Annotated in this window: 27 protein-coding genes and 1 other RNA gene; 18 read left to right on the top strand and 10 right to left on the bottom strand. The window is 46.4% G+C overall.

Annotation, left to right across the window (positions count from 1 at the left end; translation table 11 throughout):
• Positions 1–63: 63 nt before the first annotated feature.
• The 3 genes from CHI14_RS08570 to CHI14_RS08560 form a co-directional block, all read right to left on the bottom strand.
• A complete protein-coding gene (locus CHI14_RS08570) occupies positions 64–1,245 on the bottom strand; it encodes a putative glycoside hydrolase (RefSeq protein ID WP_095288019.1) in 1,182 nt (393 codons plus the stop codon).
• 162 nt (positions 1,246–1,407) lie between these two features.
• On the bottom strand, positions 1,408–1,596 hold the full coding sequence (locus CHI14_RS08565) for a hypothetical protein (RefSeq protein ID WP_170948057.1): 189 nt from the start codon (positions 1,594–1,596) through the stop codon (positions 1,408–1,410).
• Between the two features lie 175 nt (positions 1,597–1,771).
• Complete coding sequence (locus tag CHI14_RS08560; RefSeq protein WP_095288017.1) at positions 1,772–2,593, bottom strand: YitT family protein; 822 nt, start codon at positions 2,591–2,593, stop codon at positions 1,772–1,774.
• 302 nt (positions 2,594–2,895) lie between these two features.
• Between CHI14_RS08560 and cshA the strand changes: the two genes are divergently transcribed.
• From cshA to CHI14_RS08540, 4 genes are all read left to right on the top strand, one after another.
• Positions 2,896–4,470 (top strand): degradosome RNA helicase CshA, encoded by a 1,575-nt coding sequence (cshA, locus tag CHI14_RS08555; RefSeq protein ID WP_095288016.1) that lies wholly within the window; start codon positions 2,896–2,898, stop codon positions 4,468–4,470.
• Positions 4,471–4,675: 205 nt separating this feature from the next.
• On the top strand, positions 4,676–5,485 hold the full coding sequence (locus CHI14_RS08550; RefSeq protein WP_095288015.1) for a YesL family protein: 810 nt from the start codon (positions 4,676–4,678) through the stop codon (positions 5,483–5,485).
• A 51-nt stretch (positions 5,486–5,536) separates the two neighbouring features.
• Positions 5,537–5,729: non-coding RNA, 6S RNA (gene ssrS / locus CHI14_RS08545), on the top strand.
• 185 nt (positions 5,730–5,914) lie between these two features.
• Positions 5,915–6,307 carry a DUF1499 domain-containing protein gene (locus CHI14_RS08540; RefSeq protein WP_095288014.1) on the top strand — a complete coding sequence of 131 codons (393 nt, stop codon included), beginning with the start codon at positions 5,915–5,917 and terminating at the stop codon, positions 6,305–6,307.
• A gap of 75 nt (positions 6,308–6,382) precedes the next feature.
• On the opposite strand, the gene tpx is transcribed toward CHI14_RS08540, so the two are convergent.
• Positions 6,383–6,901: a thiol peroxidase gene (gene tpx / locus CHI14_RS08535; RefSeq protein WP_095288013.1), complete on the bottom strand. Its 519-nt coding sequence runs from the start codon at positions 6,899–6,901 to the stop codon at positions 6,383–6,385.
• A gap of 146 nt (positions 6,902–7,047) precedes the next feature.
• On the opposite strand from tpx, the gene CHI14_RS08530 reads away from it, so the two are divergent.
• Together CHI14_RS08530 and gltC are read left to right on the top strand one after the other, a co-directional pair.
• Complete coding sequence (locus tag CHI14_RS08530) at positions 7,048–7,677, top strand: rhomboid family intramembrane serine protease (RefSeq protein ID WP_095288012.1); 630 nt, start codon at positions 7,048–7,050, stop codon at positions 7,675–7,677.
• Positions 7,678–7,756: 79 nt separating this feature from the next.
• Entirely contained in the window at positions 7,757–8,668 is a 912-nt protein-coding gene (gene gltC, locus CHI14_RS08525) for a glutamate biosynthesis transcriptional regulator GltC (RefSeq protein ID WP_095288011.1), read from the top strand.
• A gap of 34 nt (positions 8,669–8,702) precedes the next feature.
• Here gltC and CHI14_RS08520 read toward each other — a convergent pair whose 3' ends face one another.
• Together CHI14_RS08520 and CHI14_RS08515 are read right to left on the bottom strand one after the other, a co-directional pair.
• A complete protein-coding gene (locus tag CHI14_RS08520) occupies positions 8,703–9,383 on the bottom strand; it encodes a zinc metallopeptidase (RefSeq protein ID WP_095288010.1) in 681 nt (226 codons plus the stop codon).
• Between the two features lie 28 nt (positions 9,384–9,411).
• Positions 9,412–9,840, bottom strand: coding sequence for a MerR family transcriptional regulator (locus CHI14_RS08515; protein ID WP_095288009.1), 429 nt, complete (start codon positions 9,838–9,840; stop codon positions 9,412–9,414).
• A gap of 355 nt (positions 9,841–10,195) precedes the next feature.
• Between CHI14_RS08515 and CHI14_RS08510 the strand changes: the two genes are divergently transcribed.
• From CHI14_RS08510 to CHI14_RS08500, 3 genes are read left to right on the top strand one after another with little or no spacing between them, the layout of a single operon-like run.
• Positions 10,196–11,599, top strand: coding sequence for an ammonium transporter (locus tag CHI14_RS08510; RefSeq protein ID WP_095288008.1), 1,404 nt, complete (start codon positions 10,196–10,198; stop codon positions 11,597–11,599).
• Positions 11,600–11,641: 42 nt separating this feature from the next.
• Positions 11,642–12,727 (top strand): DUF294 nucleotidyltransferase-like domain-containing protein, encoded by a 1,086-nt coding sequence (locus CHI14_RS08505; RefSeq protein ID WP_095288095.1) that lies wholly within the window; start codon positions 11,642–11,644, stop codon positions 12,725–12,727.
• On the top strand, positions 12,724–13,461 hold the full coding sequence (locus tag CHI14_RS08500) for an exonuclease domain-containing protein (RefSeq protein ID WP_095288007.1): 738 nt from the start codon (positions 12,724–12,726) through the stop codon (positions 13,459–13,461). The genes CHI14_RS08505 and CHI14_RS08500 overlap by 4 nt, the downstream gene beginning before the upstream one ends.
• Here the strand turns inward: CHI14_RS08500 and CHI14_RS08495 are convergent.
• Positions 13,447–13,923, bottom strand: coding sequence for a M67 family metallopeptidase (locus CHI14_RS08495; RefSeq protein WP_095288006.1), 477 nt, complete (start codon positions 13,921–13,923; stop codon positions 13,447–13,449). The genes CHI14_RS08500 and CHI14_RS08495 overlap by 15 nt on opposite strands.
• 241 nt (positions 13,924–14,164) lie before the next feature.
• Here CHI14_RS08495 and CHI14_RS08490 point away from each other — a divergent pair, with 241 nt between their 5' ends.
• Positions 14,165–14,713, top strand: a complete 549-nt coding sequence (locus tag CHI14_RS08490; RefSeq protein WP_095288005.1) for a TlpA family protein disulfide reductase — start codon at positions 14,165–14,167, stop codon at positions 14,711–14,713.
• A 74-nt stretch (positions 14,714–14,787) separates the two neighbouring features.
• Here the strand turns inward: CHI14_RS08490 and cimA are convergent, their stop codons facing one another.
• Positions 14,788–16,407: a citramalate synthase gene (gene cimA, locus CHI14_RS08485; RefSeq protein ID WP_095288004.1), complete on the bottom strand. Its 1,620-nt coding sequence runs from the start codon at positions 16,405–16,407 to the stop codon at positions 14,788–14,790.
• A 520-nt stretch (positions 16,408–16,927) separates the two neighbouring features.
• Here cimA and CHI14_RS08480 point away from each other — a divergent pair.
• The 3 genes from CHI14_RS08480 (at position 16,928) to CHI14_RS08470 (ending at position 20,258) form a co-directional block, all read left to right on the top strand.
• Complete coding sequence (locus tag CHI14_RS08480; protein ID WP_095288003.1) at positions 16,928–18,229, top strand: DNA polymerase IV; 1,302 nt, start codon at positions 16,928–16,930, stop codon at positions 18,227–18,229.
• Between the two features lie 118 nt (positions 18,230–18,347).
• A complete protein-coding gene (locus CHI14_RS08475) occupies positions 18,348–18,590 on the top strand; it encodes a ferredoxin (protein WP_062322102.1) in 243 nt (80 codons plus the stop codon).
• A gap of 231 nt (positions 18,591–18,821) precedes the next feature.
• Entirely contained in the window at positions 18,822–20,258 is a 1,437-nt protein-coding gene (locus tag CHI14_RS08470; protein ID WP_095288002.1) for a L,D-transpeptidase family protein, read from the top strand.
• A gap of 78 nt (positions 20,259–20,336) precedes the next feature.
• Here the strand turns inward: CHI14_RS08470 and CHI14_RS29675 are convergent, their stop codons facing one another.
• Complete coding sequence (locus tag CHI14_RS29675; protein ID WP_141236650.1) at positions 20,337–20,519, bottom strand: hypothetical protein; 183 nt, start codon at positions 20,517–20,519, stop codon at positions 20,337–20,339.
• Positions 20,520–20,744: 225 nt separating this feature from the next.
• Here CHI14_RS29675 and CHI14_RS08465 point away from each other — a divergent pair, with 225 nt between their 5' ends.
• From CHI14_RS08465 to CHI14_RS08455, 3 genes are all read left to right on the top strand, one after another.
• Positions 20,745–21,842, top strand: coding sequence for a quinone-dependent dihydroorotate dehydrogenase (locus CHI14_RS08465; protein ID WP_095288094.1), 1,098 nt, complete (start codon positions 20,745–20,747; stop codon positions 21,840–21,842).
• Positions 21,843–21,982: 140 nt separating this feature from the next.
• The gene (yjbM, locus tag CHI14_RS08460; RefSeq protein WP_095288001.1) at positions 21,983–22,798 is read left to right on the top strand and encodes a GTP diphosphokinase; all 816 of its coding nucleotides are present in this window, start codon (positions 21,983–21,985) and stop codon (positions 22,796–22,798) included.
• Complete coding sequence (locus tag CHI14_RS08455; RefSeq protein WP_095288000.1) at positions 22,785–23,279, top strand: DUF309 domain-containing protein; 495 nt, start codon at positions 22,785–22,787, stop codon at positions 23,277–23,279. Before yjbM ends, CHI14_RS08455 begins: the two co-directional genes overlap by 14 nt.
• Before the next feature lie 189 nt (positions 23,280–23,468).
• Here the strand turns inward: CHI14_RS08455 and CHI14_RS08450 are convergent, their stop codons facing one another.
• Positions 23,469–24,014: a thioredoxin family protein gene (locus tag CHI14_RS08450; protein ID WP_095287999.1), complete on the bottom strand. Its 546-nt coding sequence runs from the start codon at positions 24,012–24,014 to the stop codon at positions 23,469–23,471.
• Between the two features lie 217 nt (positions 24,015–24,231).
• Here CHI14_RS08450 and CHI14_RS08445 point away from each other — a divergent pair, with 217 nt between their 5' ends.
• Both CHI14_RS08445 and CHI14_RS08440 read left to right on the top strand, forming a co-directional pair.
• Positions 24,232–25,890 (top strand): RsmB/NOP family class I SAM-dependent RNA methyltransferase, encoded by a 1,659-nt coding sequence (locus tag CHI14_RS08445; RefSeq protein ID WP_095287998.1) that lies wholly within the window; start codon positions 24,232–24,234, stop codon positions 25,888–25,890.
• The gene (locus CHI14_RS08440) at positions 25,887–26,633 is read left to right on the top strand and encodes a pseudouridine synthase (RefSeq protein ID WP_095287997.1); all 747 of its coding nucleotides are present in this window, start codon (positions 25,887–25,889) and stop codon (positions 26,631–26,633) included. Before CHI14_RS08445 ends, CHI14_RS08440 begins: the two co-directional genes overlap by 4 nt.
• Positions 26,634–26,641: the final 8 nt, after the last annotated feature.

Genomic DNA, 26,641 nt, shown 5'->3' with positions numbered 1-26,641 from the left:
AAATAATAAAAACCCCGCTCCGCGTGAGCGGAACGGGGAGATGATAGGTAGGGGAAGAGTGCTTTACTTATAGTTCACACCTGAGGTATAACGATTGGACGCATTCCAGAGCAGATACTCATCCACATCCATGTCTTTCATAGCACGAATCTGGTCTTCAACTTGCTTTTTGCCGTATTTGATGTAGTGTCCACTGCCGAGCCAGCTGGCCGTAAAGTCCTGAATCCAAGGCCGAATTACCGGTTTGAGATCCTTGGTTGGGTCGAGTTTCTTATGTGTATCCTCCATGGAGCCTTTGATCGTTGTATAAGGGTCCTTGTCAGGATCCTTTACGCCATACCATCCTGTGGAGTAGTGACTTGGATAGACCATCGGTGAGATCACGTCCACATTTTCGGAGATTTTAACAAAGTCCTGACCGATTCCTTCTGCCGCGGGTACAGAGGCCGCATAGCCGAAAATATCAACGGAAACCCGGACACCCAGAGGCGCAAGCTCCTTGCGGGCGTATTGAACAAATTCCGCAACAACATCGACCCGCGATTTGTCGGTTTTGGTGTATTTTAATATATCGGCACGGTTCTCGAAACCTTCAGGGAAACGCACATAGTCAAATTGAATTTCCTTGAATCCAAGCTTGGCGGCTTCCTTGGCGATTTCAATATTATAGTCCCAGACTTCCTTGCTGTACGGGTTCACGAAACTGTCACCTTTGCCATTGGCCCATACCGATCCATCCTTGTTTCGGAAGGAAAGCTCCGGATTTTTCTTGGCAAGAATCGTATCTTTGAATACAACGACCCGTGCAATCGGGTAGACCTCGTGTTTCTGAAGTCGTTTCATCAAGGCGTCAATATCCCGGATAAACGGTTGGGATTTGCCCATTTTCTGTAGCGACTGGTTTTCTGTCGGGTAGGTTATGTATCCGAGGTCGTCCTTGATATCAATGACCATGGAGTTAAGCTCTGTGTTATCAATCAGATCGAGCAGCTCCTTCATCCGGGCTCCGCCGGCACTGTAAGCCGTAACATAAATTCCTTTGACAACTGGAGCATCCGGCTGAGGGTCAATTTTGGCAGGCGGATTATCCGCATCAATGACGACTTGGTCCTTTTGGGATTGAATAATGGCGGTGTTAAAACTATTGGTTAACGATTGAAGCTGCTGGTTACCCTGATCGGCTGTTGCCGTTGCTCCACTGAAGCTTCCCAAGGCCATGGCCAGTAAAGCCCAAAACGTGTTCATTTTATTCCCACTCCCTTTATGTACATTCCATGATTGAATTATATAACAAAGCCTCTGGGCTTTTAACCATATTAATCAAGTGATGAAACATTCCGGAAAAAATGAAAACCGCTTCCTGCGAGGATAACCTCCCGAGAAGCGGCGTGATCAATCAAAAAAATATTATTGAATGTAGATGTCGTTCTGATGCTCACAAATACTGTACTGAATGATTTCCATTGCGTCTCCCTGCTCCAGAATGCCCAGCCCATCCCGGAGAACAATAAGTGAATCGAGCTCATTCGGTTTCAAGAAAGGGAGCATTTCCGGGCACCATCTGTTGACGATTTCAAACAGTTTTACCGTTTCCATATCCACAATAATCACCCTTTCCTAACTCGAATTCCAAAATGGTAAGTCATTCGGCGCGAATCGGAAAAGCATATGGCCTGTGAAAGTGAAGGGCAGATCCTGCTATACATCATATTTAGGAGCCGTGCACAATTATTATACCACAATTATATAAATTGTTAACCGTACATGTGTCTCAACTTCGGCGGAAAGAACCCATGACACCGACTGTTTCAACGATATTGACGAACGCATTTGGGTCGGTTTCCTTGATGATGCGTTTAATCTCAACCAGCTCATAACGAGTAGTCACTGTCATTAACATGTCCTTTTCAATGTCGGTGTATGCTCCCTGAGTTTTGATCTTGGTGACACCACGGGGACGAACCAGCAATTTTTTCAACATGGCTTCCGTCTCGTTCGTGATAATGTACAATGTCACCTTAACATGGCTGATGTGGATCAGATCAAGCACCTTACCGGTAATATAGATCGAAACCATGGAGGCGAGAGCAATATTCCAGTCATTGTTCAGATAACCAGCGAGCATAATAATAGCTCCATTCATACCCGCCATAACGGTACCGATGGGGAAATCCCGGTAACGCGTGAAGATGGAACCCACAATGTCGAGTCCTCCAGTAGAACCACCTACACGGAAGGAGATGCCTGTACCAAGACCTACGAGCACGCCGCCGAACACACAGCTGAGCAGAGGATCTGTCGCCACGACAAAAACAGGCAGCAATCCGATAAACCAGGATGTGGCTGCTACCGACACGATGCTTAATATAATAAATCGTCGTCCAAGAATAAACCAACCTGCGACTAACAGAGGAATGTTAAGAACAAAGTACATTATACTAAGATTCAAACTTGTAAAATAACCAAGAAGCATGGAAATACCGGATACCCCGCCGCTTAGCAGCTGATGGGGGACCAAAAACCAGTTGAAGCCACAGGCAATAGCTGCAGCACCCAATATGATCACTAAAGAGTGCCATATTATTTTGGGCAATTTAATCACCTCATTTATATTTAAAACCAGATTGCTGGTAATCTTGAATTGTTTTGTGATATAATGATTTGTGGATATTCTTGAGTAGGGAACTTTTTCCAAATGGAACGATAAAATTTGAAATGTTTCAAACACATGTATGTAGTTTTAGTCTTATGTTGGGGACCCATTCACGAATTATGTTGATGATGAAAATAATTTGCCCATATGGGATACCCTATAAATATTAACGCTACTTAAGAATACAGACAACAAAGTGGATTGTCCACCATGTCCACCCTATAGAAGGAGTATGAATAATTTTGACAAATTTAAATTTCGTAGATTTCAATCTTGAACCACTGGTGCTGCAAGCCATCACCGAACTCGGGTTTGAAGAGGCGACGCCGATTCAATCCAAATCGATCCCTATTGCGCTTGAAGGCAGAGATTTGATCGGCCAAGCTCAAACAGGTACCGGTAAAACAGCTGCATTCGGTATTCCGCTGATCAGCAAAATCTCCAAAAGTGACGAAAAAATCCGCGCCCTCATCATGGCACCTACACGTGAACTTGCGATCCAAGTTGCCGAAGAGATCGAAAAACTCACCCGCTTCAAAGGTTTGCGCTCCCTGCCAATTTACGGAGGACAAGATATTGTTCGTCAAATCCGTGCACTGAAAAGAAAACCACAGATTATCATCGGTACACCTGGACGTCTCCTGGATCACATCAACCGCAAAACGATTAAACTTGAAGATGTACAAACTGTTGTATTGGATGAAGCAGATGAAATGCTCGACATGGGCTTCATGGAGGATATCCAATCCATCCTGAAACAAGTCCCTGCTGACCGTCAAACGATGCTCTTCTCAGCAACAATGCCTCCTAACATTCAAAAATTGGCTCAGCAATTCTTGAACAACCCAGAGCACGTGTCCGTTATCCCGAAACAAGTTAGCGCACCTTTGATTGACCAAGCGTACATTGAAGTGCCAGAGCGTCAAAAATTCGAAGCGCTTAGCCGTTTGCTTGATATGGAATCTCCAGAACTCGCAATCGTATTCGGTCGTACAAAACGTCGTGTTGACGAATTGGCTGAAGCTCTGCAAAAACGTGGATATTCTGCTGACGGTCTCCATGGTGACCTGTCCCAGAACCAACGTGATACGGTAATGCGTAAATTCCGTGATGGAAGCATTGATGTGCTCGTTGCAACAGACGTTGCTGCACGTGGTCTCGACGTATCCGGCGTAACACACGTTGTGAACTTTGACCTTCCGCAAGATCCGGAAAGCTACGTTCACCGTATCGGTCGTACTGGACGTGCTGGTAAAGAGGGTGCTGCTTGGTCCTTTGTTACACCGCGTGAGATTGATCACCTGCACTTTATTGAGCGTGTAACTCGTCACCGTATCCCTCGTAAGCCTCTGCCAACATTGGCTGAAGCAGTAGAAGGAAAACAACGTTTGACAGCTGAACGTTTGCTCGAAATCGTACAAAATGGCGAACTGAACGAATACAAAGGTATCGCTATCCAATTGCTTGAGCAATACGATTCTGTTCAACTGTTGTCAGCTTCCCTGAAGCTCCTGACAGGCGACAAAAAAGATGCTCAAGTTGATCTGACTCCTGAAGATCCGATCCGTGCGAAACGTCGTAAACCGGATGTTCGCTCTGGCGGACGTAAGCCATCAGGTTACAGCAGCAACCGTAGCGGTGGTGGCGGTGGCTACAACCGTGACCGCAACAGCAGTGGTGGCGGACGCGGCGGATACAATCGCGATCGCAACAGCAGTGGCGGTGGAAGCAGAGAAGGTGGTTACAACCGTGACCGCAAACCACGTCCAAGCAACAACGAAGGACGTCGTCCTGCGAAAGATTCCTCTTTTGAATAATATGCAAGATTGATTTAAGAAATGGGGCAGGCAACTGCTCCATTTTTTTTATGTCTCAACTTGCCTGAATCCGTTACGCTTTAGAACCCTTAACAAGCAGGGTTGCTGATCTGTTTTCGGGAAGTACTGGCTTTTCCTATCAATAATAAGGTATATTAATATTAGACTTCAGGTTATACGCAAGGCTGCGGAGGAGGAGAAATGTTTGGAATTTAAAGGAGCTATGGGTGGGATCTATCGGCTTACAGAGTGGATTACGAGACTGGCCGCAACCAATCTGTTGTGGGCTATTTGTTCGTCTCCGTTCTTGTTTTTCTTGATTATGAAACTGCTCGTTATGCAGCAGAACCTCGCAAATGAATCATTGCAAATGAACTGGGCTATAGCTATTGTGGCACCGCTTACACTATTTCCGGCAACATCGGCCTTGTTTACGGTCGTTCGTAAATGGAATATGGGTGACACGGATGTGCCGATCTTCCGTACATTCTTTGTAGGTTACAAAGAGAACTACAAACAAAGCTTAATCGGGGGCATATTTTATACGGTGCTGTTTGCCATCATGTATCTGGATTACACGGTATACATGACACAGTTCCGCAATATGCAGCTTGTAGGAATTATCATGCTTGTGCTGCTATTACTTTTGTTTGTTTCCTTGTTTAACTTTTTTTCGATGGTTGTACACTATCATATGTCAATCGGACTCATTATTAAAAATGCAGTACTCTTGACTCTGATCAGACCGTTTCGTGTGTTCTCCACATTGCTCGGAAGCGGACTATTGTTTTACATTGGATTCCGGTATCCGGTATTGTTTGTCTTCTTTATTATCAGTATCATTGCCTGGTTTGCATTCTTTAACTTCTACGCAACCTTCATGAAAATGCAGGAGCAGATGGAGAAAATGCAGCAGAAGAAGGAAGAGGAAGAAGCAGCGCAAAATGATGATGGAGTAGATAAAATCGGTGATCTTGAAGCCTCTGACGTGAAAAACGAAAATCTGCAAAAATAAAACATGAGGCGTCACCATTTACTTTTTACGCGGTTAGGGATATAATAACTGTACATCCTGCGATGTACGTTTCGGTTATTCGTTGTTTTGAACCAATGATGATGTCTTCGGGAGATCTACACAGAATGTTGCTGAAACGCCCTGTCTATACGACATGGGGACTTCAAATAATACATTATTGCGGTCACCCACCTGCTAAGCAGGTTCATAAGACAATGTAGCCGGACGGCATGGCGGGTTCCTATTTTACAAGTACAGCACCCTGACTCTTTCCTCTAATCCAGGAAGCTCAGGGTGTTTTTTGTTTGAACTTTTATATTTTGACTAGTGTATTTGCGTTAAAAACGCGGTACGCCCTTTTGTTACTACCTGAACAATGTTACACTAGAATACATAAATGGAACGGTTACATTCAAAGGAGGAAGGGTCTTGACCTTAAAGAGAACGCTCGTCGGTATCATCCGCAGTATGGAGGGAACCAGCGATCGAGCCAAGGATCCCAAATTAAAAACACGGTATTATAATTTATCCAAAGAAAGAGCCTGGGAAGAAGTTTCTTCAACATTGAAAAAGATTCCGGGTTATAAGGTGCTTCACGAGGTTCCTTCGGTCGGAGAGATTATTCTGGAGAAACGCACAACGTTTGGGCGGACCATGGATATTACGGTTTCTGTTATTTCGGTAAGTCCGGTTCGAAGTGCAGTAGATATGTATTCAGCTTCACGAGGTTCGCTTGGAGATCTGGGTTCCAATTATCGAACGATCATGAATCTGTTTTCTGTGCTCGATAAGAAGCTCGCCAAATATAAGGCAAACGATTGAAATAGATGGATGGTAAAACACAAAAAGCGAGAGAAGGTGAACCTTCCTCGCTTTTGTTCTGAACGTGGATTCCTTTTACAGCAAAGCTTTTACTGCAGCAATGGCTTGCTCGAAGTTAGGGGATTCTGTCATCTCAGGCAGATATTCCACATATGTAATCCGGTCTTCGGTATCCACTACGAAGATGGAACGCATGTCCAATTGGAATTCCTTGATCAGAACACCGTAGTTTTCGCCGAAAGAGCGTGTTTTGTAGTCAGACAATGTTACAACGCGGTCTACACCGGCTGCTCCGCACCAGCGTTCCTGTGCGAATGGAAGGTCAACGCTTACTGTCAAAACGACAACATTGTCGCCAAGGTCTCCGGCTTCAACATTGAAGCGGCGAGTTTGGGCATCGCACACTCCAGTATCCAGTGAAGGAACGACGCTGATTAGTTTGATTTTGCCTGCGAAGTCTTTCAGGGATGCATCTTCAAGCAGGTTTTTGCTCAATGTAAAATCGGGAGCTTGATCGCCCACTTTCAATTCGGGTCCGATCAATGTAATAGGGTTGCCTTTGAATGTGGCTGCGCCTGTACGTTCTTGTGCCATAATAATGTTCCTCCTTAAATTGGTGATCCGTGCCAAAATCCATTATAATCTTTTATGAAAGGCATTGTCCAATTCGGGCGTGCGATTATGATAATGAATACCAAGTGAAGGAAGATCTGAACAGGGTGGAGTGAAAGGGAAAACGTATGATATTTATTCGGTATGAAAATTGGAGAAGTTATTTGAAGTTTTTCCCGCTGACGTCAATTTTGTTGGTTGCCAATGTCGTGATGTTTATATTACTTGCTGCCAATGGTGGATCGACGAATACGATGACATTGCTGAGATTTGGTGCTTTGACTAACCATGAGTTTTTTTCGGGAGAATGGTGGAGATATTTTTCGTCCATTTTTCTTCATGCAGGTTTCAGTCATCTGCTGTTTAACAGCTTTGCACTGGTTGTATTTGCGCCTCCGATGGAGCGCTTGCTCGGGTCGGTAAGATATGGCTTATTATATCTGGGCAGTGGGGTTCTGGGTAATGTCTTGGCGCTTGCCTGGTATAACTCTGCAGGAGAAACAACAATCTCTGTAGGTGCATCAGGAGCCATTTACGGGATCTATGGTGCGTTTCTGTATGTTGCTCTGTTCCAGCGGACAATGATGGATGAAGCATCACGCAAAACGTTGTATACACTGCTTGCATTCGGTATTATTTTCTCATTTGCCATGTCAGGCATCAACTGGATGGCTCATTTGGGTGGATTGTTGGGTGGATTCTTTATTTACGGACTTCTTATCCGATTGTGGCGGACGAGGAAATTCAGAAAGCAATAAACACGTATGGGTGTAATGATCTGAAGACGGAATGCAGGCAGGTCTAAGAAGGGTATAGCAGAATGGAGAGATCAGGCGAGTGGAATTAAGACAGTTGCATTACTTTTTGAAAGTGGCACAGAAGGAGCATGTGACCCAGGCAGCTGAAGAGCTGCATGTTGCACAGTCAGCAGTGAGTCGCCAGATTCATCAGCTGGAGGAAGAGCTGGGGGTTGACCTCTTTATGCAAAAGGGGCGGAATCTGCAGTTGACCGCAGTAGGTCAGCTCTTCTGCAAACGTGTTGAAGGGATTTTAAAGGATCTGGACAAAGCAGTCGGGGAAGTTCATGAGTTTTTGGATCCGGAACATGGTGAAATTCGTATTGGTTTTCCTCATAGTCTGGGTATTCATCTGATTCCTTCGGTCGTGGCCGCATTTCGTCAGCGTTATCCCAATGTCAAATTCAGATTTAAGCAGGGTATGTTCCCGACGCTCATCCGTGACGTGCTGTCTGCTGAGGTGGATCTGGCTTTCATATCACCTTTCCCGGAAAAGCATGATCAGGTCGCAGGTGATATCGTACTAACCGAAGAATTACATGCCATTCTTCCTCCGAATCACCCGCTTGCAGGAGAAGAGGAAATCGCACTTGAACAGCTCAAAGATGATAAATTTGTACTGTTCAGCAAAGGGTACTCATTGCGTCCGATCGTCTGGCATGCCTGCCTGGAAGCAGGGTTTACGCCGAAAATTGCTTTTGAAGGTGAAGAGACGGATACCATCCGCGGGTTGGTAGCGGCGGGCATGGGAGTGAGTCTGTTGCCAGAAATGGCACTTTTCCAGACGAATCCACTACAACCGGCACATGTGGCCATTTCTCATCCAAAAGTAACGCGGACCATTGGTTTAATCCATCGTGCGGATGACAAATTGCCCCTTGTAGCACAGTCATTTCGTTCGTTTTTACTTAACTATTTCGGTTTACAGCAAAACAATACCCCATCCGAGTAAACGGTGGGGTATTGTTTTTTTCTATTATGTTTGATTAGTCGCGACTGTTGAAAATTCCGATGTAACGGATCAATTCAAGCAGGGAGATCAGTGCAGCGGCCACATATGTTAACGCTGCGGCGTTCAGAACCTTGGCAACGCCTTTTTCTTCTTCATTTCGAATGTAACCTTCAGAAACCATGATTTCACGAGCCCGATTGCTGGCATTGAACTCTACTGGCAATGTGATGAGCTGGAACGCAACGGTAACGGAGAAGAAGATGATACCGAGACCAACAAGGTTCATTGCGCTAAAGATGAATCCTGCAATGAGTAGAAAAGGTGCGATTCCGGATGCAAAGTTCACAATCGGGAAGATCCGGTGACGAAGTGCGAGCATCGGATAGCTTTCCTTGTGCTGTATGGCATGGCCGACCTCGTGACAGGCTACGGAAACAGCTGAAATCGAATTTTCATAATATACAGGTTCCGACAATCGTACAACCCGGTTAATCGGATCGTAGTGATCGGAGAGGGCCCCGCGCACGGGTTCAATTGGAACATCGTGCAGACCGTTGGCATCCAGCATATGACGAGCTGCATCATACCCGGTCATGCCGTTCAGGTTTTGGACACCCGACCAACGGTTGAATGTACTCTTCACGCGAAATTGCGCCCACAAGGAGAGCAAAAAGGCGATAATGATCAAAACGAACATACCGTTATTAAAACTCATATTCATTCCTCCGCTTTCTAATAATAGGCTACATCATGGTGTTCTCAAGCAAGATTTTCAAGGCTTCCATCGTACCAGCACTTTTCGTAAGTAGGCCAGCCATCATCTTACGTGCTTGTACAGGTTTCATCTCGCCAAGTAGCGGTTTGAGTTCATTGACCTCTCGCTCAAGTTGTTGAACATGAAGTTCAAGTGTTGTCAGTTTGCTGGCAACCTGCTCTTCTGTGCTAACCAGACTCCACTTCTCAAGAGATTGCTTAATCTCGTCGAGACTATATTTCTCTTGTTTCATCTGTACAATACGTTCGAGCCTGGTTAAAGTTTCATTACTATATAGACGATAGTTTTTTTCTGTCCGCTCTTCAGGAGCGATCAAACCAAGCTTCGTGTAGTAATCAATCGTCCGTTCACTCACACCAGCGGTCTTGGCAAGTTCGCCAATCCGAAACAGTTTCATATCCCCAATGGTATTCACCTCGCTTGCAAGTTCTATTGTAGGGAATTTTAGATTCCACTTGCGGCTTTACAGACTCCGCCCCATTCTTTTCTTACTATATAGTTATGATACATGATCTTTAACCATACAGTCAAACGTTATGCTTTTATTGTGAATGAGGCATGCTTCTATGTCTATGTGCTCACAGGACATGAATATGTACTTAAGTGCAAGAAAAAGACGCATGACTTTATTCCCAGAAATATTTTTCTGATTTGATTAAAATACTCTTGTCAACTTTCCTGTCTTCTGCTTATAATGACATTAAGAGTTTCACGATATGTGAAGAAACTTAACATAAGAGGGAGTGGGGTATATGAGAAAGAAATGGTTGGTTGCGGTGTTATTAATGCTTACGTTACTGGCTTTCCCAGTCAGCGCATTCGCTTCTGCGGAGGGGCCGACTAACATTGAACTTCAAACAGGTTTGAACTCAGCCTTTACGTTTTTGGCTGTTGTGCTGGTTTTCTTGATGCAAGGGGGATTTGCTTTATTGGAAGCAGGTTCAACACGAATGAAGAATGCAGGACATATTGCGGGTAAAACGATCCTGACATTGGGTATTTCGGTTATTGCCTTCTGGGCTCTAGGCTTCGGCCTTGGCTTCGGTAACGGAAACAGCTTTTTTGGAACAACAGGATTTTTCCTGAGTGGTGACCAAATGGCTGCATCCTTCGAATCACTGGCCTTCTCCGATGTTCCACTTACCATTAAATTTGTATTCCACCTCGCTTTTGCGGCAGTATCATTGGCCATTGCCTGCGGTGGTATGGCTGAACGTGCAAAAATGAGCGTATATATTGTTTTCGGAACACTTTATACCATTATCATGTATCCGGTTGTTGCTCACTGGGTATGGGGCGGCGGCTGGCTCGCAGAGCTGGGTATGCAAGACTTCGCAGGTTCAACTGTAGTTCACTTGACGGGTGCAACAGCTGCATTGGTAGCTACGATTCTGTTGAAACCGCGTATCGGAAAATACAACAAAGACGGAAAACCTAACATCATTCCGGGTCATAACCAAGTTTACTCTGTTCTCGGTGTTATCATTCTCTGGATCGGTTGGTTCGGATTTAACCCAGGTAGCACATTGTCTGCAATGGGCGATGGATTCTTCGGTTATGTTGCATTGACTACAAACGTTGCCGCTGCAGCTGGTGGTGTTGCGGCACTGTTGATCTCTTGGGCAGTTCTTGGTAAATCCGATATTCCTAGCATGCTGAACGGTGTGCTTGCAGCACTCGTTGCGATTACAGGTGCTTGTGCCTTCGTAGAACCTTGGGCAGCTCTGGTTATCGGTGCTTTGGCAGGTATTATCACATTCTTCACGGCTCAATTCTTCGATCGCAAAGGAATTGACGATCCGATCTATGCGTTCTCCGTTCATGGTATCGCTGGTATGTGGGGAGCAATTTCCACAGGACTGTTTGCAACTCCGGAACTCGCTGAAAGTGTAGGTGTAGGTCAAGCAGGTCTGTTCTACGGCGGTGGATTCCATCAGCTGGGAGTTCAGCTTTTGGGTCTGGTAGGTGCATTCGCCTTCGTACTGGTTGTTTCCTTCATAATCCTTGGCGGAATGAAAGCCATCATGGGTATTCGTGTAACTGAAGAAGAGGAAACCATGGGTCTGGATCTTAGTGAGCACGGTACTTATGGGTACCCTGAGCAAATGAAAAGTATTGAAGGTAAAACGAGTGGTGGCGGTACGTTCAGCTCCTAAGGTGAATGATGACTGAATCACGCTTCAAGGAGGCAGGACATGATGGAACCTATCCCGTTTATAAACCATTCTTGGTCCTATCAAGGGATCGATGGTGCTGCTTCAACCGAGGAGCTGCGCCAGGCACGTGTAGTATTGCAGAATGAGCTCCAGGAATTGTTGTCCGCTTCCTTGTCGCCAATCGAGTGGTACCAAACGGTAAATGAACTGCATGACCGAATATACCGGAAAGCAGTAGAGTTATGCATCCAGGGGATGGTAGAGGAAGGCTTCGGCCGGCCTCCCGTCCCCTATGCCTTTATCGTTTTTGGCAGTTCGGGCAGGGAAGAAGCTACATTATGGAGTGATCAGGACAACGGCATGATCATCAGCGATAACCCGCATGAGGGAAAAGAGGAGTATTTTGCCGAACTCGGACGACGAATGGCTGATATGCTTGAAGATCTAGGCTATGCCAAATGTGAAGGGAAAGTGATGTGTTCAGAGCCATTATGGCGTAAAACACTGGAATCCTGGAAGGAACAGCTCCGTGCGTGGAGGTCTGATCTGGCGTGGGAACCTGTGCGTAATTTGATCATTGCTTCGGATATGCGTTTTGTGGCAGGCGAGAAAGGTCTGGCGGATGAATGGATTGCTGCCTTCTATGATGGGTTCAGAGCCGTTCCCGAGCTGTCTGATGCTGTCCTGCGTAATACCGTTAAACACAAGGCAACCTTGAATATTCTCGGTCAGGTGGTCACAGAAAGGTTTGGAGAACATGCTGGCGGATTCGACGTCAAGTATGGACTATACATTCCACTGGTAAACAGTGCGCGTTTCCTGGCACTGCAGCATGGAATTAAGGAAACATCTACGCTCAAGCGAATACAGAGATTGGTTTCCCTTGAAGCGGTCCCCCTAACGCTGCTTGATGCGGCAGGGCGTGCTTTTATGATAGCGCTGAAGTTTAGACGTAGTACACCAGTCGTCATTAGAGGTGGGTTGCAGCAGAGCAGTGGTTTTCTGGATGAGAAACAAATGAAGCAAAAACAGATGCATTATGAATTGCGGGATACATTAGGACAGGTGCGGCGTGTGCATCGTGCACTGCAAAGACAACTTCGTTTTGCAGAAAGGAGACGTCCATGAGAGAGCCGGCAAGGGGCAATACTGGATTTTGGAATTCGCTGCGTCAGGGAGGGGTTCCTTCTGCCATCGCTTCCATAATGGGGGCCCCAACGGCGCAACACATGGCGTTCATTCGTTCAATGATGAGGGAGCAGCGCAGACCGGAAGTTCTGCATACGCCGCTGAATGAATTGGATGCTGTTGTATTTGATCTGGAGACGACAGGTTTTTCTCCGCAGCATGGAGACGAGATTCTATCATTTGGCGCCGTGCGCATCAGTGGTGGTGTAGTCCTGGAAGGAGAACAGTTTTATACACTCGTTCAATCCAAAGCTGCAATACCAGAACACATTACCGAACTTACAGGCATCACAGAGCAGATGTGCGTTGATGCACCTACTTTGCTGGAGGGCCTGCATGATTTTATGTCTTTTGTTGGAGGCAGTGTACTGGTTGCACATGCAAGTGCGCATGATCGGGCATTTCTGAATGCTGCTCTGTGGCGTACCTCCAAAGTGAGGCTGACCCATCGGCTGATCGACACCATGATGCTGGCTCGCTGGCTGGAGCCGGGAAGACCAGGTTATGGTCTCGATGAACTGCTGGAATCAAGGGGGATACCGATATACGGACGTCATCATGCATTGGAAGATGCCAAGATGACCGCGCAGCTATGGTCCTGTTATTTGGAGGATATGACTCATAAAAATGTAGAAACACTGGGTGACTTGTATACCCATTTAAGTCATGCGTAGTTGTGCTGGCTGAAGATCATGGCGTGACTTACTTGGGTCTTCCACGTTGTACAGGATCTCATAACCATTCAAATGCATACAAGGTTCTGACTTGCTTGTCAGAGCGGGCGTGCCGATCAGATACACCTTGATTAATTCGGCGTAAGCTGGAAGGGCCATGAGGTCCTGATGGGACGGTACGGGACTGGTTTGTGGATGTGAGTGGAAGATACCAATGAGCTGTGGCTCGTTAAATATGCAACGAATCCATTCCGCCTCATCCAGGCTGAAGTGATGCAGCGGGTTAGGCGCAACGTTGCGAATTGGCTGAAACCGACTGATTCGTATGCCGCCCGCTGCAGCTTCACCCAGCACAACCCCGCAGGCTTCCTGCGGCAGCGAATTGTACATGTGTTTCGACATTTCTTGCTCTACGGAAGAAGGAATGAAGATCATGTTTTGCTGTCCGTGAAGTGCTGCCATTTTGTATTCACCCCTCTCTCTTTGGCTCCTGCTTAGGCAGGGGTCCTTTTTTGTTTAAATTTGTATGATCCCTGATTGTAAAATTTTAAAGGAAAAGGGTACAATATTAAAGAGAGTATTTTACAACAAGGATAAGTGACATCACCATGTGCAAACGTATCAAGTGGTTAGGACCGCTTGCAATGAGTGACGGTAATAGAGTTATACCTGAGATGCTGATTCTACAAGAAGGTGGCTAGCCATGAAACGAAACATATACATACTGCTTGCTGTTGTATTGCTCATTGGGGTTGCACTGGCTCAAAATGTGGATAACGGAATCGCTGCCGTGTTCAAACAAGAAGAGCCGCTTCCAACGGAAACCGGACCGAGAGCTGGATTACTGGCCCCAGCGTTCTCTCTTAAAGGCATGGATGGCAAAACATATACCGCAGGAGGAGCGAAGGAAAAGGCTGTATTTGTCAGCTTCTGGGCTTCCTGGTGTGAACCCTGCAAGGAGGAAGCGCCAGCGCTTAATACCTTGGCGGCTAAATATAAAGATGAAATGGATATGTATGGAGTCAATGTAACCCCTTACGATAAGCTGAAAGATGCTAAAGCTTTTGTGGAGGAATACAAACTGACGTTCCCTATTTTGCTTGATGAAGACGGGGAAGCCTATGCCAAGTATAATGGTGTTGCTTTTCCTACAAATGTGCTGATTGACAAGAATGGGGTAATCCAGGAAGTCATACTCGGCATTTTGCCTGAGAAGGAATTGGAGCGTAAAATCAAGAAAGTCATCAACTAGTGAGTCGAATAAAAAGCGCCTGTCCCCAGTGATTTTGGAGACAGGCGCTTCTTTTATTTTCCGGGAAATAAGCGTTAATGGTTGCTTAGCCCATGCATGGCTGTGTGGACAACATTTGGCTCGTCCTGTAACTTTTCCTGAAGCAGGGCATAACGGAAACTGTGAACAAGGGCTTCCCAGCTGGCTTCAATGACGTTTTCGGAAACGCCAACCGTATTCCATGTATTCTCTGTATTTTTGGATTCAATTAATACACGTACTTTGGCTGCCGTGGCATCCTTCTCATCAAGTACACGAACTTTATAGTCAGATAGATGCATGTTAGCAAGCGAAGGGAAATACTGGACGAGCGCTTTCCGAAGAGCGTTATCGAGAGCATTCACCGGACCATTACCCTCTGCAGCGGTATAAACGCTTGTTCCAGCAACATTGAGCTTAACGAATGCTTCGGAGACAACGGACTTGTCGGCCGCTTTTTCCACAAGCATTTTGAAGGATTCAAATGTGAACAGTTCCTTCATATCTCCGTTTGCTTCGCGAATGAGCAGCTCAAGGGAAGCGTCCGCACCTTCAAACTGATAACCTTGATGCTCCAAATCTTTGATTTTTTCAATGATCTGGCGTGAATTGGCGCTGCTTGGATCGAACTCCAGTCCAAGTTCCTGTGCCTTGGAGACGATGTTGCTCTGTCCAGCCAACTCCGAAACGAGTACACGCTGTTTGTTTCCGACAAGTTCAGGTACGATATGTTCGTAAGTACGGGAATCACGCAGGATAGCAGAGACGTGAATGCCGCCCTTATGAGCGAATGCTGCATTACCGACATAAGGCTGGTTGATCGGCATGTTCACATTGGCAATCTCGCTAACATAGCGGGCTACGTTTGTGAGCTGTCTCATCGAATCTTCGGACACGCATTCATATCCAAGCTTGAGCTGTAGGTTCGGAATAATGGAGGCCAGATTGGCATTGCCGCAACGTTCTCCATAACCGTTCATCGTGCCTTGAACCTGTCTGGCCCCGGCTTGTACAGCGCTAAGCGTATTGGCGACAGCCAGTTCACAGTCATTATGTGTATGAATTCCGAGATGAGCATGAGGGAGACTTCCAGAGAGTCTGGATACAATCTCGTATACTTCATGCGGCATGGTTCCGCCGTTGGTATCACACATCACGAGCCAGTCTGCACCGGCTTGATGAGCTTTCGTTAACACAGCTTGAGCATACTCCGGGTTATGCTTGAATCCGTCGAAGAAGTGCTCGGCATCGAAAATAACTTCCATTCCATTTTGCTTCAAGTAAGCAATAGAATCATAGATCATGGATAGATTTTCTTCCAAGGTGGTTTGCAAGGCAGTATGGACGTGGAAATCCCACGATTTACCGACCAATGTTGCTGCTTGTGCACCGGATTCGATCATCCGTTTCAAATTGGCGTCTTCGCTGGCGATGCTTCCTTTGCGACGTGTGCTGCCAAAAGCAACGACCTTGGCATTGAGATTTAATTCTTTTACTCTTTTGAAAAACTCAATGTCCTTGGTGTTGCTGCCCGGAATTCCGCCTTCAATATAATGAGCACCCAGGTCGTCGAGTTTCTTGGCGATTTTAAGCTTGTCATCTGCCGATAAACTGACTCCCTCCCCTTGTGTGCCGTCACGTAAAGTCGTATCGAAGATGGAAATGGCCTTTGACATGAAGATCCTCCTTTGAGATAAAGCGGTTTTTTTAAAAGTTGAATTTTGTGTTGAGGAAGCGTGCGAATAAGTTTGCATATGAATCCTTCGGTTCTGCAACGCTACACTGTATTAAACTCTATGCGTTGATTTGTCCGAAAGTCGCGAAATTGTATAATTAATTATTATAGCACCATTATGGCCAAATGCTACACAGAAATCGCAGTTTCGTGTAACAAATTTTTGTTTCTCCATGATCGGAAAAGTGATTGATACTAAAATGTATGTTATATTGAAATTTGACCGTTAAATGGGATATATGGAAAAAGAGGAGGGGTATATATGACTTTTGTATGGGAAAATATAGTTATTTTCTTGATTACTTTAGTCCTTTTTGCAAGTGTAGGGTGGCTAATTATACGATCGATCATCCGATCCATTCGGAAATAAAACGTAACTGATTTTACATAACGAACTTGATATAATAGGGTGAATAGATATTTAAGCTTCATTAACTAGAAGTACGAAAGGGCGGAGGTATATGTCTGGGGATGGAACCCGTCACACGAATGTGGATCGATATTATCCTGCCGCCGGAAGGGTCATTTTGCATGTCGATATGAACGCATTTTATTGCTCGGTGCATGAAGCCGAAGAGCCGGAACTATACAGAGGTAAAGCAACAGCTGTTGCAGGCAGCAGTGAAGTGAGAAAAGGCGTTATAGTTACGTGTTCATATACGGCTCGAAGAAAAGGCATCTCAACAGGCATGGTGGTGCATCAGGCGATGAAAAAATGTCCGGAATTAATCGTCATTCGTCCTGATTTTCATCTATATCGTCAATATTCAAGAGCATTTATGAAAATAGCCTACAGTTATACACCACTGCTGGAGGCAACCTCAATAGATGAATGTTATCTGGATATCACAGGCTCTAAACAGTTCGGCACACCCATGGAAATTGCGGAGAGCATCCAGCAACGAATACGGGAAGAACTGGGACTTCCATGTTCCATCGGCATTGCACCCAACAAACTGCTGGCGAAGATGGCTTCCGATCTGAAGAAACCTAACGGCATTTCCATCTTGCGAATGAGGGATGTACCTCGGATTCTCTGGCATAGACCCTGCAATGAGTTGTTCGGGATTGGCAAAAAGACAGCTGAAAAACTGAAAAAGCTGGGCATCGAAACCATAGGACAGCTTGCAAAATCGGATGAGCGGATGTTGACGGATGTATTCGGAATTAACGGTACCTGGCTGAAGAATTCAGCCAATGGCATCAATCATTCTACCGTTCAGCCAGAGCGGGAAGCGAATAAATCCATCGGGCATACCACAACATTACCAGCGGACATTACCGAGATGGACGATGTACACCGGGTATTGCTCAACATTAGTGATCAAGTGGCCAGGCGTTTGCGCAAGCACGAGATGCTGAGTCAGGGGATTCAGATTACAATCCGAACACCGGATATGAAAACGATCACCCGTTCACGGATGATGGAAGTTCCTACGGAGGATGCAACGATAATCTACCGGGAAGCCTGCGCTTTATTTGCCAAGCACTGGAGTAGTGGGAAGCCTGTACGCATGCTGGGAGTAACTCTTCAGAATTTGATTCCACGTGAGGAATCAGCTGTACAGCTGGATCTGTTTGAATACGAACAGAAGCCGAAAAAGGAGAATCTGATTCGCATTATGGACCAGCTGCGTGACAAATTTGGAGAGAATGCTGTTGTAACAGCGGGCATGCTTGGGGATGACCCTTCCGTTTTGCTCCGTAATCACAAGGTGAGGGGCACGTCTCTGCAAAAAGATAACTTGCAAAGTCTTGATTAAATAGGGCATAATATACTCTTGATGTTGTCAAAATAATTTGAAATTACTTTTACTTTGGTTTAATATGTTTTCTAGATAAAAACACTGTACGTTTCGAATTTTAGGAGGAGAGATTGTAATGAGTAAGTACACTTGGGTTGAAAAAGACACATGTATTGCATGTGGTGCTTGCGGAGCAACGGCGCCTGACATTTATGACTATGATGATGAGGGCTTGGCAGAAGTGATTTTTGATGGCGATGCTAACCAAGGAATCAAAGCGATCCCGGACGACCTGTTCGATGATATGCAAGATGCTTGTGATGGCTGCCCAACGGATTCCATCAAAGTAGCGGATGAGCCTTTCAACAAAGAAGGCTAATCATACACCATATAACCAGGAAGAAGCACATTCCTCTGTCTTAGGGCAGTGGGACGTGCTTTTTTTAGTGCGTAGAAATTCATGTTGGCACGGTTTTATCGTTTACCAGGTTGTGATATTTTGTCGAATGCTTTGCGTTTCATCCGGGTACTCAAGTCCTATGGATTTCATTCCGTTCTATGCCGATATAATAGATAGAAACGGAAAAAGCGAAATCAAGCGGAGGATCGGATGCAGAATACTCACCTAAGAACATATGTTAAGAAACATCCTGATAATAAAATGGCCTGGTATTTGCTCGGTAAGGAGTATGTGCGTGAAGGTCAGGAAGGCAAGGCCAACTATTGTTTTCAGCAAGCGGGCGAAGTTTACGAAGCATTTGAACGGAGTAAGGCTCCTGCAGACATATGGGTGGATTATCAAAACAAGCTGGTGGAGATGGGAGAACAAAAGGAGAGGAAGCAGCGTATTCGCAAAATGTGGCTGACCCTGCTAATGCTGCTTGTGTTCGCTCTGGTACCGCCTGCAGATGCTCCAGGATTCAACCGTGATGCAGCTGAAGCGTTGGCATCGGCTTTGGAAGCCGAGGATGATTGGGCGGATGGCCCAATCTCTGATGGTCGTGAAGCTGCTTCAGCTCCTATCACCAATTCGAATGTTTTTACAGCTGCGAGATTCGGAGGGAACCATCAGGGAGAAACGGCGCTTGCTGCTGCATGGTCAGGTGCGGGACCCAAGGTGGAGACATCCGCTGTTCTGGGCATGGAGACTTCTGACGAATGGGCGCTATGGAAACGAAATATGCCGGTGAAATATATTGTCCAAACGAATAGCAGCGGCAGATTAACCGCCCAAAGTTACGATGCGGACCAGTGCAGCTGCGAACCGCCGGAAGTTTCAAAAGACATCAAGCATCTTGCACAGGCGTGGACAGCCAAACAAGAATCAGCTGCATCATTGTCCAGTGCAATCCATACATACTATAAGCAGAACAAAACCTGGCCCAAGAACGTAAATCAGCTTGCGCAGCCTTTTCCAAACAACATTTTGGGTGAGACAGCACCGGGGATGAAAGACATGTTTCCGGCAATACTTGCGATGCAGCAGCAAGGAATGAAAGAGGCGGGACAACAAGCGGGTCAGGAACAAGCCGGACAATCACCTGCTCTGCAAGCGAATGGTCCGTTTGCAGACACGCTTGGAGGGGAACTCTTTTTACAGGATCAATTGGAGATCGTAGTTGATAAAAGCAACCACAGACTTGCGCTTATTAGCGGCAATACCATCATACGCAATTATGAGGTGGGGCTAGGGGGAGGACGAACACCCGAAGGTACCTTTGTCATTACGGATAAAGTCGTGAATCCAAATGGTCGCTCTGATGGAGAATTTGGGACAAGAGGCATGCAGCTGTCGGATACGAATTATGCCATCCACGGGACCAACGAGCCAGACAGTATTGGGCTGGATGAGTCCCTTGGATGTGTGAGAATGAGTACTGGGGATGTGGAGGAACTGTTTGCACTCGCACCTCAGGGCACCCCGGTACGCATTGGAACGAATCTGCTGCCAGAGACCATCCTTGTTCCGGGAGCGAAGGATCGCTATCAGCATACGCTTGTTCCCAAACAAAACAATCCAAACAAGACGTATCATTGGCTGAATTAATCGATTCCTGTAACCTGTTACGATGGCGTGTACTCCAGCTGAAACTTTATGTACTGCACTGGCAGTCGGCTTGACCGTTTACATATTGGCGATAATGATGAGTGCGCCGATAATAATGATCAATCCGATGACGCTGGCCGCTGTCCAAGCAATGGCTTTCCGATTGACTTCTTCTTTCTTTTGCTGCAAAGCAGGCGGTTTACGTTTGGGAGCCATGGGCTGTTCCTCCTTCGTTCGTTGGGGCTGGTATAACGTAGCCATGCTCCCATTGTAAAGAATTCACCACTCCATTTCCAGTATGCGGGATTATTTCTTCCATAAGGCTTAAAGTGGCTTGCAGACATGGGCAAAATGAGGATGTCTATGCGCAAACTACTTTCCTTTTGATGAAGAAACGGATAGACTTGTGTGTAGAGTGTTTTTTTACATATGAAAAAGACGGGAAAGCATCTTTACGGCGTACCGGACGAGAACGGAGTGAGTGATTTGTTATATAGAAGTCTTGCTAAACCCTTGTTGTTCAAAATGGACCCTGAACAGGCCCATCATCTGATTATTGGCGGTCTTAGCGGCATGGGCAGTATTCGCCCGGTGCCTTCCGGCTTGCGGGTGATGTATGGCGTACGTGAAACGGAAGATCTGGCTGTCGACATGTTTGGCTGTCATTTTCCCACCCCAGTGGGCCTCGCAGCGGGTCTGGACAAAAACGGACAGGCCGTAACGGGTTTCTCATCCATTGGATTTGGGTTCATGGAAGTCGGCACCGTAACACCGCTTCCGCAGCCAGGCAATGATCAGCCCCGTCTGTTCCGTCTGCCTCCAGATGAAGCTTTGGTGAACCGGATGGGGTTCAACAACCTTGGGGCGGAAGCAATGGCAGGTGAATTGGCACGTCTGAAGGAGCGTCGTATTCCCGTTGCAGTCAACATTGGCAAAAACAAGGCTACACCTAATGAAGAAGCACACCTGGATTATGAAAAATGTATTCGGGCGCTGTATGATTATGCGGATTTGTTCGTCGTGAATATCAGTTCACCAAATACACCGGATCTGCGTAACCTGCAACATGGGAATGAATTGAAGGAACTGCTTGCAGCAGTGATGAGTGAAATGGAAGCACAACGCACAAAAGCAGGCGGATCTGTCAAATCGGTTCTGGTCAAAATCGCACCGGATGTCAACGACCAGGAGCTTGAATATATGGTTAGCACGATCACTGATAGTGGTGTTGCTGGCATCATTGCCACCAACACGACGGTTAACCGGGATGGTCTGTCCCATCAGCATGCCAAGGAAACCGGTGGACTTAGCGGCAAACCGCTGCGGGATCGTTCCACGGAGGTTATTCGGCGCATCTATCGTCAAACTGAAGGGAAGCTTCCGATTATCGGTTCCGGCGGTATTTTTACAAGCGAAGACGCATACGAAAAAATTAAAGCCGGTGCAAGTCTGGTGGAAATATACACAGCTCTGATCTATGAAGGACCTGAAGTGAATCGGCGTATCCATGCCGGATTGCGTGAGCTATTGCGCAAAGACGGCTATCGTCATATCTCCGAAGCTGTCGGTGCAGAGCACAGATAAGAACATAAAGGATAAGAAGTTCCCCGGAGCGAAAATATAGAAGCTTGGAAGAGGGGATTGCGTACGGGACTCTTCCCCCCGCTGAACATCATGTATAATAGACTAGAACAGGGGACGCTATAGAGACAGGAGGCATAAGCATGGACGGTAGAGACTGGGGTACATTTTTACTTCCTTATGAACAAGCGGTAGAGGAATTGAAAGTCAAATTCAAGACAATGCGAGCGGAACTGAAGAAACGGGAAGAATACGCCCCGATTGAATTCGTTACCGGTCGTGTCAAAAAAATATCCAGCATTCTGGAGAAATCCAGACGTCTGAATGTGCCACTTGATCAGGTAGAGACGGGAATTGAGGATATTGCGGGAATTCGTATTATGTGTCAATTTGTGGATGATATTCGAAGAGTGGCGGAGTACATTCGCGCACGCAAGGATTTAACGGTATTGATTGAGAAAGATTATATTACGAACTTCAAAGAGAGCGGTTATCGAAGTTTCCATATGATTATTGAATATCCTGTTCAGACGGCTCTGGGACAGAAGAAAGTGCTGGCCGAGATTCAAATCCGGACGCTGGCCATGAACTTCTGGGCTACGATTGAGCACTCGCTGAGCTATAAATATCGTGAAAGTCTGCCGGATGATATGCGGGCAAGGCTGAAGAAAACGGCAGAAGCCGCTTTTGTATTGGATAATGAGATGTCAGCCATCCGGCTGCAGATCCTCGAAGCGCAGAAGGAGTTTGAAGATGATTCAAACATCGTCTCCAAGACACTGTCCATCATACATCAGTTGTATTTCTACCATCTCGTCAATGAGGCCATTGAGGCTCAGAAGCGCTTTAACGACTGCTGGGAGCGTCATGACATGGAAGCACTTAAAGATTTGTTGGACGATGTGAAAGCTCTTCTGAATTCGGCTAGGAAGGGCGAAAATCCCGATGAGCAGCTATGAGCCGCTGTATATTGATTATTTGATCTATTTTAACCGTGATCAGGACTACTTCGAATGCCATGAGGTATTGGAAGAGTTGTGGCTGGAACAGGCTCGGGACCCTTTCTACAAAGGCTTGCTGCAGATTGCAGTTGGCTTATATCATTTCAGAAACAACAATCTTCGTGGCGGCCGGATGATGCTGCAGAGCTCGGTTGAACTGCTGGAGCATTATCCTGATCGTACAAAAGGGATTGAACTTGGAGAATTGGTCGAGGAAGTGAAGAGACTGGTCAGCGGACTAGCTGGTCCTGAATCGCAGCATTTTCCATATAAGGATCTGACCATACGGATCTGGGATGAGACTTTGACTAGTGCAATTCAAGAACGATCTAAGGAACTGAAACCCAACATTCCGCAGCGTCGCAGCCCAACACGGGGACGCATCTATGAAGAGAAAATGAAAGCAATGCAGCAGGCGAACAATTTCGGCGAAAATTAGAATTAGTATAGATGGCATGATGCATATCGGGTATAACAAAAATCACCTCGGCTGATCCTTGGATAAGGATTGGCCGGGGTGATTTTTTGGTCTGCGTTTATTAGCTACGAAGCTCTGAGTAAATACGGAAGAGCCTGTCCACCTGAACATCTTAAAGTGAGATGTTAACTTGTAGTCAACGATTATTTCTTAGCTTGCCGAAGCAGCAGAGCTGCCTTTGTACTTGTCAAAAAATTGTCTGTAGTCATCCAGCGTATAACCGTTGTCACTACCGTTCTCCTGAAGTCCGCCAACCATGCGATCCTTCTCTACGCCATCTTGATAATAAACCAGCGTAGGTGTAAATTCGATATTATAATCTGTCCAGCCTGAATCGAACTCACGCAGATTGAATTGCGGCAGCTCAATACCTACTTCGTCTACCAGCGGCATCAACTGTGGTGTCGTTGCCCGGCAATGTGAGCAATCGGAGGCAAAGAAATAAACGAAAAAGCTTTCCTTATTGTCAATTTTGGATTTGAGATCATCCGGCAGAATAATCTGTTGATAGTTAGGATCATCGAGCAATTCGCGTGTAGCTGGATTAAGCTTGGAAGCTGCAATACCATAAGCATTCTCCACAGCATCCATTTGTTTCTTGGATTGTTGGTTTACTACGACAAGCGCTGCAATTAGGACCACGAATATACCCAGGAAAATCAGGATTGAGGCACTTTTCTTTTTCTTCGATTTCATTGGACATCCCCCATCGATCATATCAAAATATAGTTTTGGCAAAAATAGAGGTTGGGATAATATACATAAACACCCGTTTTTTGCGCGATAATCAACCTACTTGTCATTATACAACATTACACGCTGTAGTGGAATATGCAGCGAATCAATAGGAAAGCTGTACCGGGATATGATAACATAGAACAATATGCATTTTAACAGGACAGGATGAGTGAATATGGCTGTACAGCTACCTTCAATCTTCGCCGAGCGCATGAAAAATTTGCTCGGAGATGAGTTTGAACAATTTATGAAATCATATGAACAGTCTCCGCATGCGGGACTTCGAGTGAATACGTTAAAAATATCCATGGAGCAATTTGATGAATTGGCTCCATTTGATTTACGGCCCATTCCGTGGTGCGGGACGGGCTTTTATGTGCCGCATGGCGTGAAACCAGGCCTACATCCGTACTATCATGCAGGTCTATATTATATTCAGGAACCAAGCGCGATGGCTCCGGTGGAGTTGCTGGGCGTTCAGCCAGGGGATTATGTACTGGATCTGTGTGCAGCACCTGGCGGCAAGTCTACCCAGATCGCAGCAAAGCTGCAGGGCAAGGGTGTGCTGGTGACCAATGATATTCATTCCGAACGGACCAAAGCACTTGCCAAAAACGTGGAGTTGTACGGTGTGCGAAATGCGGTTGTCCTGAATGAGTCGCCGGAACGGATTGCCGGTGCATTTCCGCATTATTTTAATAAGGTACTAATTGATGCTCCTTGTTCAGGTGAGGGAATGTTCCGAAAAGATGAAGACATGGTGAAGTCATGGGAGCATCATTCGGTAGAGAAGTGTGTGCTAATGCAGCGAGATATTCTGGAGACAGCTGCGAAGCTGCTCGCTCCGGGAGGGACGATCGTATATTCCACGTGTACGTTTGCGCCGGAGGAAAATGAAGCCATGATCGCCGAATTTCTGAATCTCAATCCAGACTTCACTGTTCATGATATTCCGGAAACAGCCGGATTCGCTCCGGGAAGACCGGAATGGGTACGCCAGATGCTGCCTGAAACGGCAGAAAAAACAGGTGCTGTACTTGATCAGACGCGTGGTACAGCGAGATTGTGGCCTCACTTGTTGGAAGGGGAAGGGCATTACGTAGCTGTATTGCAGCATCATCCTGAGACTTCTGCAGAGCGGATCAGCAGCAGCGTTGAGGATGAGAAGGAGACTGTATCCAAGATCCCCGAGGATCAAGGGATTGCTGTAACTCAGCCGCTCAGCAAAGCGGACCGAAAACGCGAACGATTGATGAGAACTGAATCGAGAGAACGGAATGAAAGGCCAGCTCGAGGCGGCAAAAATGAGGGGAAAGCGGGAAGGAACAACGAGCGTGATGCGCGTAAGTCCAATCGTGGAAAAGGTCGAGGAACCGATCAGGTGAACATTGATCCGGGGACCGTGTATCAACAATTTATTGAAGAGCATCTGGAACTTGAGCTCCCCGGGGAAACGGTATTTTACGGTGACCGTGTATATCAATCTTCTGTTGGCGCATCGCGTCTGGAAGGGCTCAAAGTGATCCGGCCCGGATGGTTTATGGGTACCGTAAAGAACGGAAGGTTTGTCCCGTCTCATCCACTGGCTTGTGCGTTGAACCGCTCTGAGGCGAAAAGGGTTATAAACCTCGCTTCTGCGAGTGGAGAAGCGGTAAGGTACCTGAAGGGCGAAACGCTGAATATTGAAGAAGCGCGCGTCGAGTGCAAGCCTGAAGCAGCTGCCAAAGGTTACGCGCTGGTATGCGTGGATGGATACGCTCTTGGTTGGGGGAAATGGCTGGATGGCGTATTGAAAAATGAGTACCCTGCTGGCTGGAGGTGGACATCGGTATGAGTGACAAAGGAAAGAAAACACAGCGTCTCGACAAAATACTGAGTCACATGGGTGTGGGCACCCGGAGTGAACTCAAGAAAATGGTAAAGCAGGGAAGAATTCTTGTCGATGGCAAAGCTGTGAAGGATAGTGGTATGCAGGTGAATACAGAGACCAATGTCATTGAAGCCGATGGAGAGCGTATCGTTTACCGTGAAACGATCTATTTGATGCTGCATAAACCTCCGGGTGTTGTGTCCGCAACGGAAGACGCCAGGGATAAAACGGTTCTGGATCTCCTCCGCAAAGAGGACAGGATATTCGATCCGTTCCCGGTAGGGCGGCTGGATAAAGATACAGAGGGATTGCTCATTCTGACGAATGACGGTCCGCTTGCGCATGATCTGTTATCTCCACGCAAGCATGTACCCAAAACATACGAAGCCCGTGTGTTGGGGAAAGTGGATGACGAGGATGTTCAACGTTTCAAGGCGGGCATACAGCTGGATGACGGTTATGAAGCCATGCCAGCCGAATTGACCGTGCTTCATTATGAGGAGACGGAGGAGGGAGTGACTTCTTCGATCTCTCTCATTATCCACGAAGGTAAATTCCATCAGGTAAAACGGATGTTCCAGGCTGTAGGCAAACGAGTGGTTTATCTGAAAAGGGTAGCCATGGGCGACCTTAAGCTGGATACGGAGCTTCCGATCGGCAGATACCGCGAACTAACCGCAGACGAGCTGGCCTGTCTGCGTAAGTAAAGCTCCCG

It is taken from the genome of Paenibacillus sp. 7516, assembly GCF_002272715.1.
Classification (GTDB): Bacteria; Bacillota; Bacilli; order Paenibacillales; family Paenibacillaceae; genus Paenibacillus; species Paenibacillus illinoisensis_A.
The sequence above is the reverse complement of the archived record's forward strand: the minus strand, read 5'-3'. Positions and strand labels throughout refer to the sequence as shown.

Coding starts and splice junctions, on each gene's coding strand:
- CHI14_RS29675 (WP_141236650.1), bottom strand. CDS start 20,519: ATGGCTACGTTATACCAGCCCCAACGAACGAAGGAGGAACAGCCCATG.
- CHI14_RS08510 (WP_095288008.1), top strand. CDS start 10,196: ATGAGAAAGAAATGGTTGGTTGCGGTGTTATTAATGCTTACGTTACTG.
- CHI14_RS08470 (WP_095288002.1), top strand. CDS start 18,822: ATGCAGAATACTCACCTAAGAACATATGTTAAGAAACATCCTGATAAT.
- CHI14_RS08520 (WP_095288010.1), bottom strand. CDS start 9,383: ATGAGTTTTAATAACGGTATGTTCGTTTTGATCATTATCGCCTTTTTG.
- tpx (WP_095288013.1), bottom strand. CDS start 6,901: ATGGCACAAGAACGTACAGGCGCAGCCACATTCAAAGGCAACCCTATT.
- CHI14_RS08500 (WP_095288007.1), top strand. CDS start 12,724: ATGAGAGAGCCGGCAAGGGGCAATACTGGATTTTGGAATTCGCTGCGT.
- CHI14_RS08490 (WP_095288005.1), top strand. CDS start 14,165: ATGAAACGAAACATATACATACTGCTTGCTGTTGTATTGCTCATTGGG.
- CHI14_RS08440 (WP_095287997.1), top strand. CDS start 25,887: ATGAGTGACAAAGGAAAGAAAACACAGCGTCTCGACAAAATACTGAGT.
- yjbM (WP_095288001.1), top strand. CDS start 21,983: ATGGACGGTAGAGACTGGGGTACATTTTTACTTCCTTATGAACAAGCG.
- CHI14_RS08480 (WP_095288003.1), top strand. CDS start 16,928: ATGTCTGGGGATGGAACCCGTCACACGAATGTGGATCGATATTATCCT.
- CHI14_RS08450 (WP_095287999.1), bottom strand. CDS start 24,014: ATGAAATCGAAGAAAAAGAAAAGTGCCTCAATCCTGATTTTCCTGGGT.
- cimA (WP_095288004.1), bottom strand. CDS start 16,407: ATGTCAAAGGCCATTTCCATCTTCGATACGACTTTACGTGACGGCACA.
- CHI14_RS08565 (WP_170948057.1), bottom strand. CDS start 1,596: ATGGAAACGGTAAAACTGTTTGAAATCGTCAACAGATGGTGCCCGGAA.
- CHI14_RS08570 (WP_095288019.1), bottom strand. CDS start 1,245: ATGAACACGTTTTGGGCTTTACTGGCCATGGCCTTGGGAAGCTTCAGT.
- CHI14_RS08515 (WP_095288009.1), bottom strand. CDS start 9,840: ATGAAACTGTTTCGGATTGGCGAACTTGCCAAGACCGCTGGTGTGAGT.
- CHI14_RS08505 (WP_095288095.1), top strand. CDS start 11,642: ATGGAACCTATCCCGTTTATAAACCATTCTTGGTCCTATCAAGGGATC.
- CHI14_RS08495 (WP_095288006.1), bottom strand. CDS start 13,923: ATGGCAGCACTTCACGGACAGCAAAACATGATCTTCATTCCTTCTTCC.
- CHI14_RS08530 (WP_095288012.1), top strand. CDS start 7,048: ATGATATTTATTCGGTATGAAAATTGGAGAAGTTATTTGAAGTTTTTC.
- CHI14_RS08445 (WP_095287998.1), top strand. CDS start 24,232: ATGGCTGTACAGCTACCTTCAATCTTCGCCGAGCGCATGAAAAATTTG.
- CHI14_RS08455 (WP_095288000.1), top strand. CDS start 22,785: ATGAGCAGCTATGAGCCGCTGTATATTGATTATTTGATCTATTTTAAC.
- CHI14_RS08475 (WP_062322102.1), top strand. CDS start 18,348: ATGAGTAAGTACACTTGGGTTGAAAAAGACACATGTATTGCATGTGGT.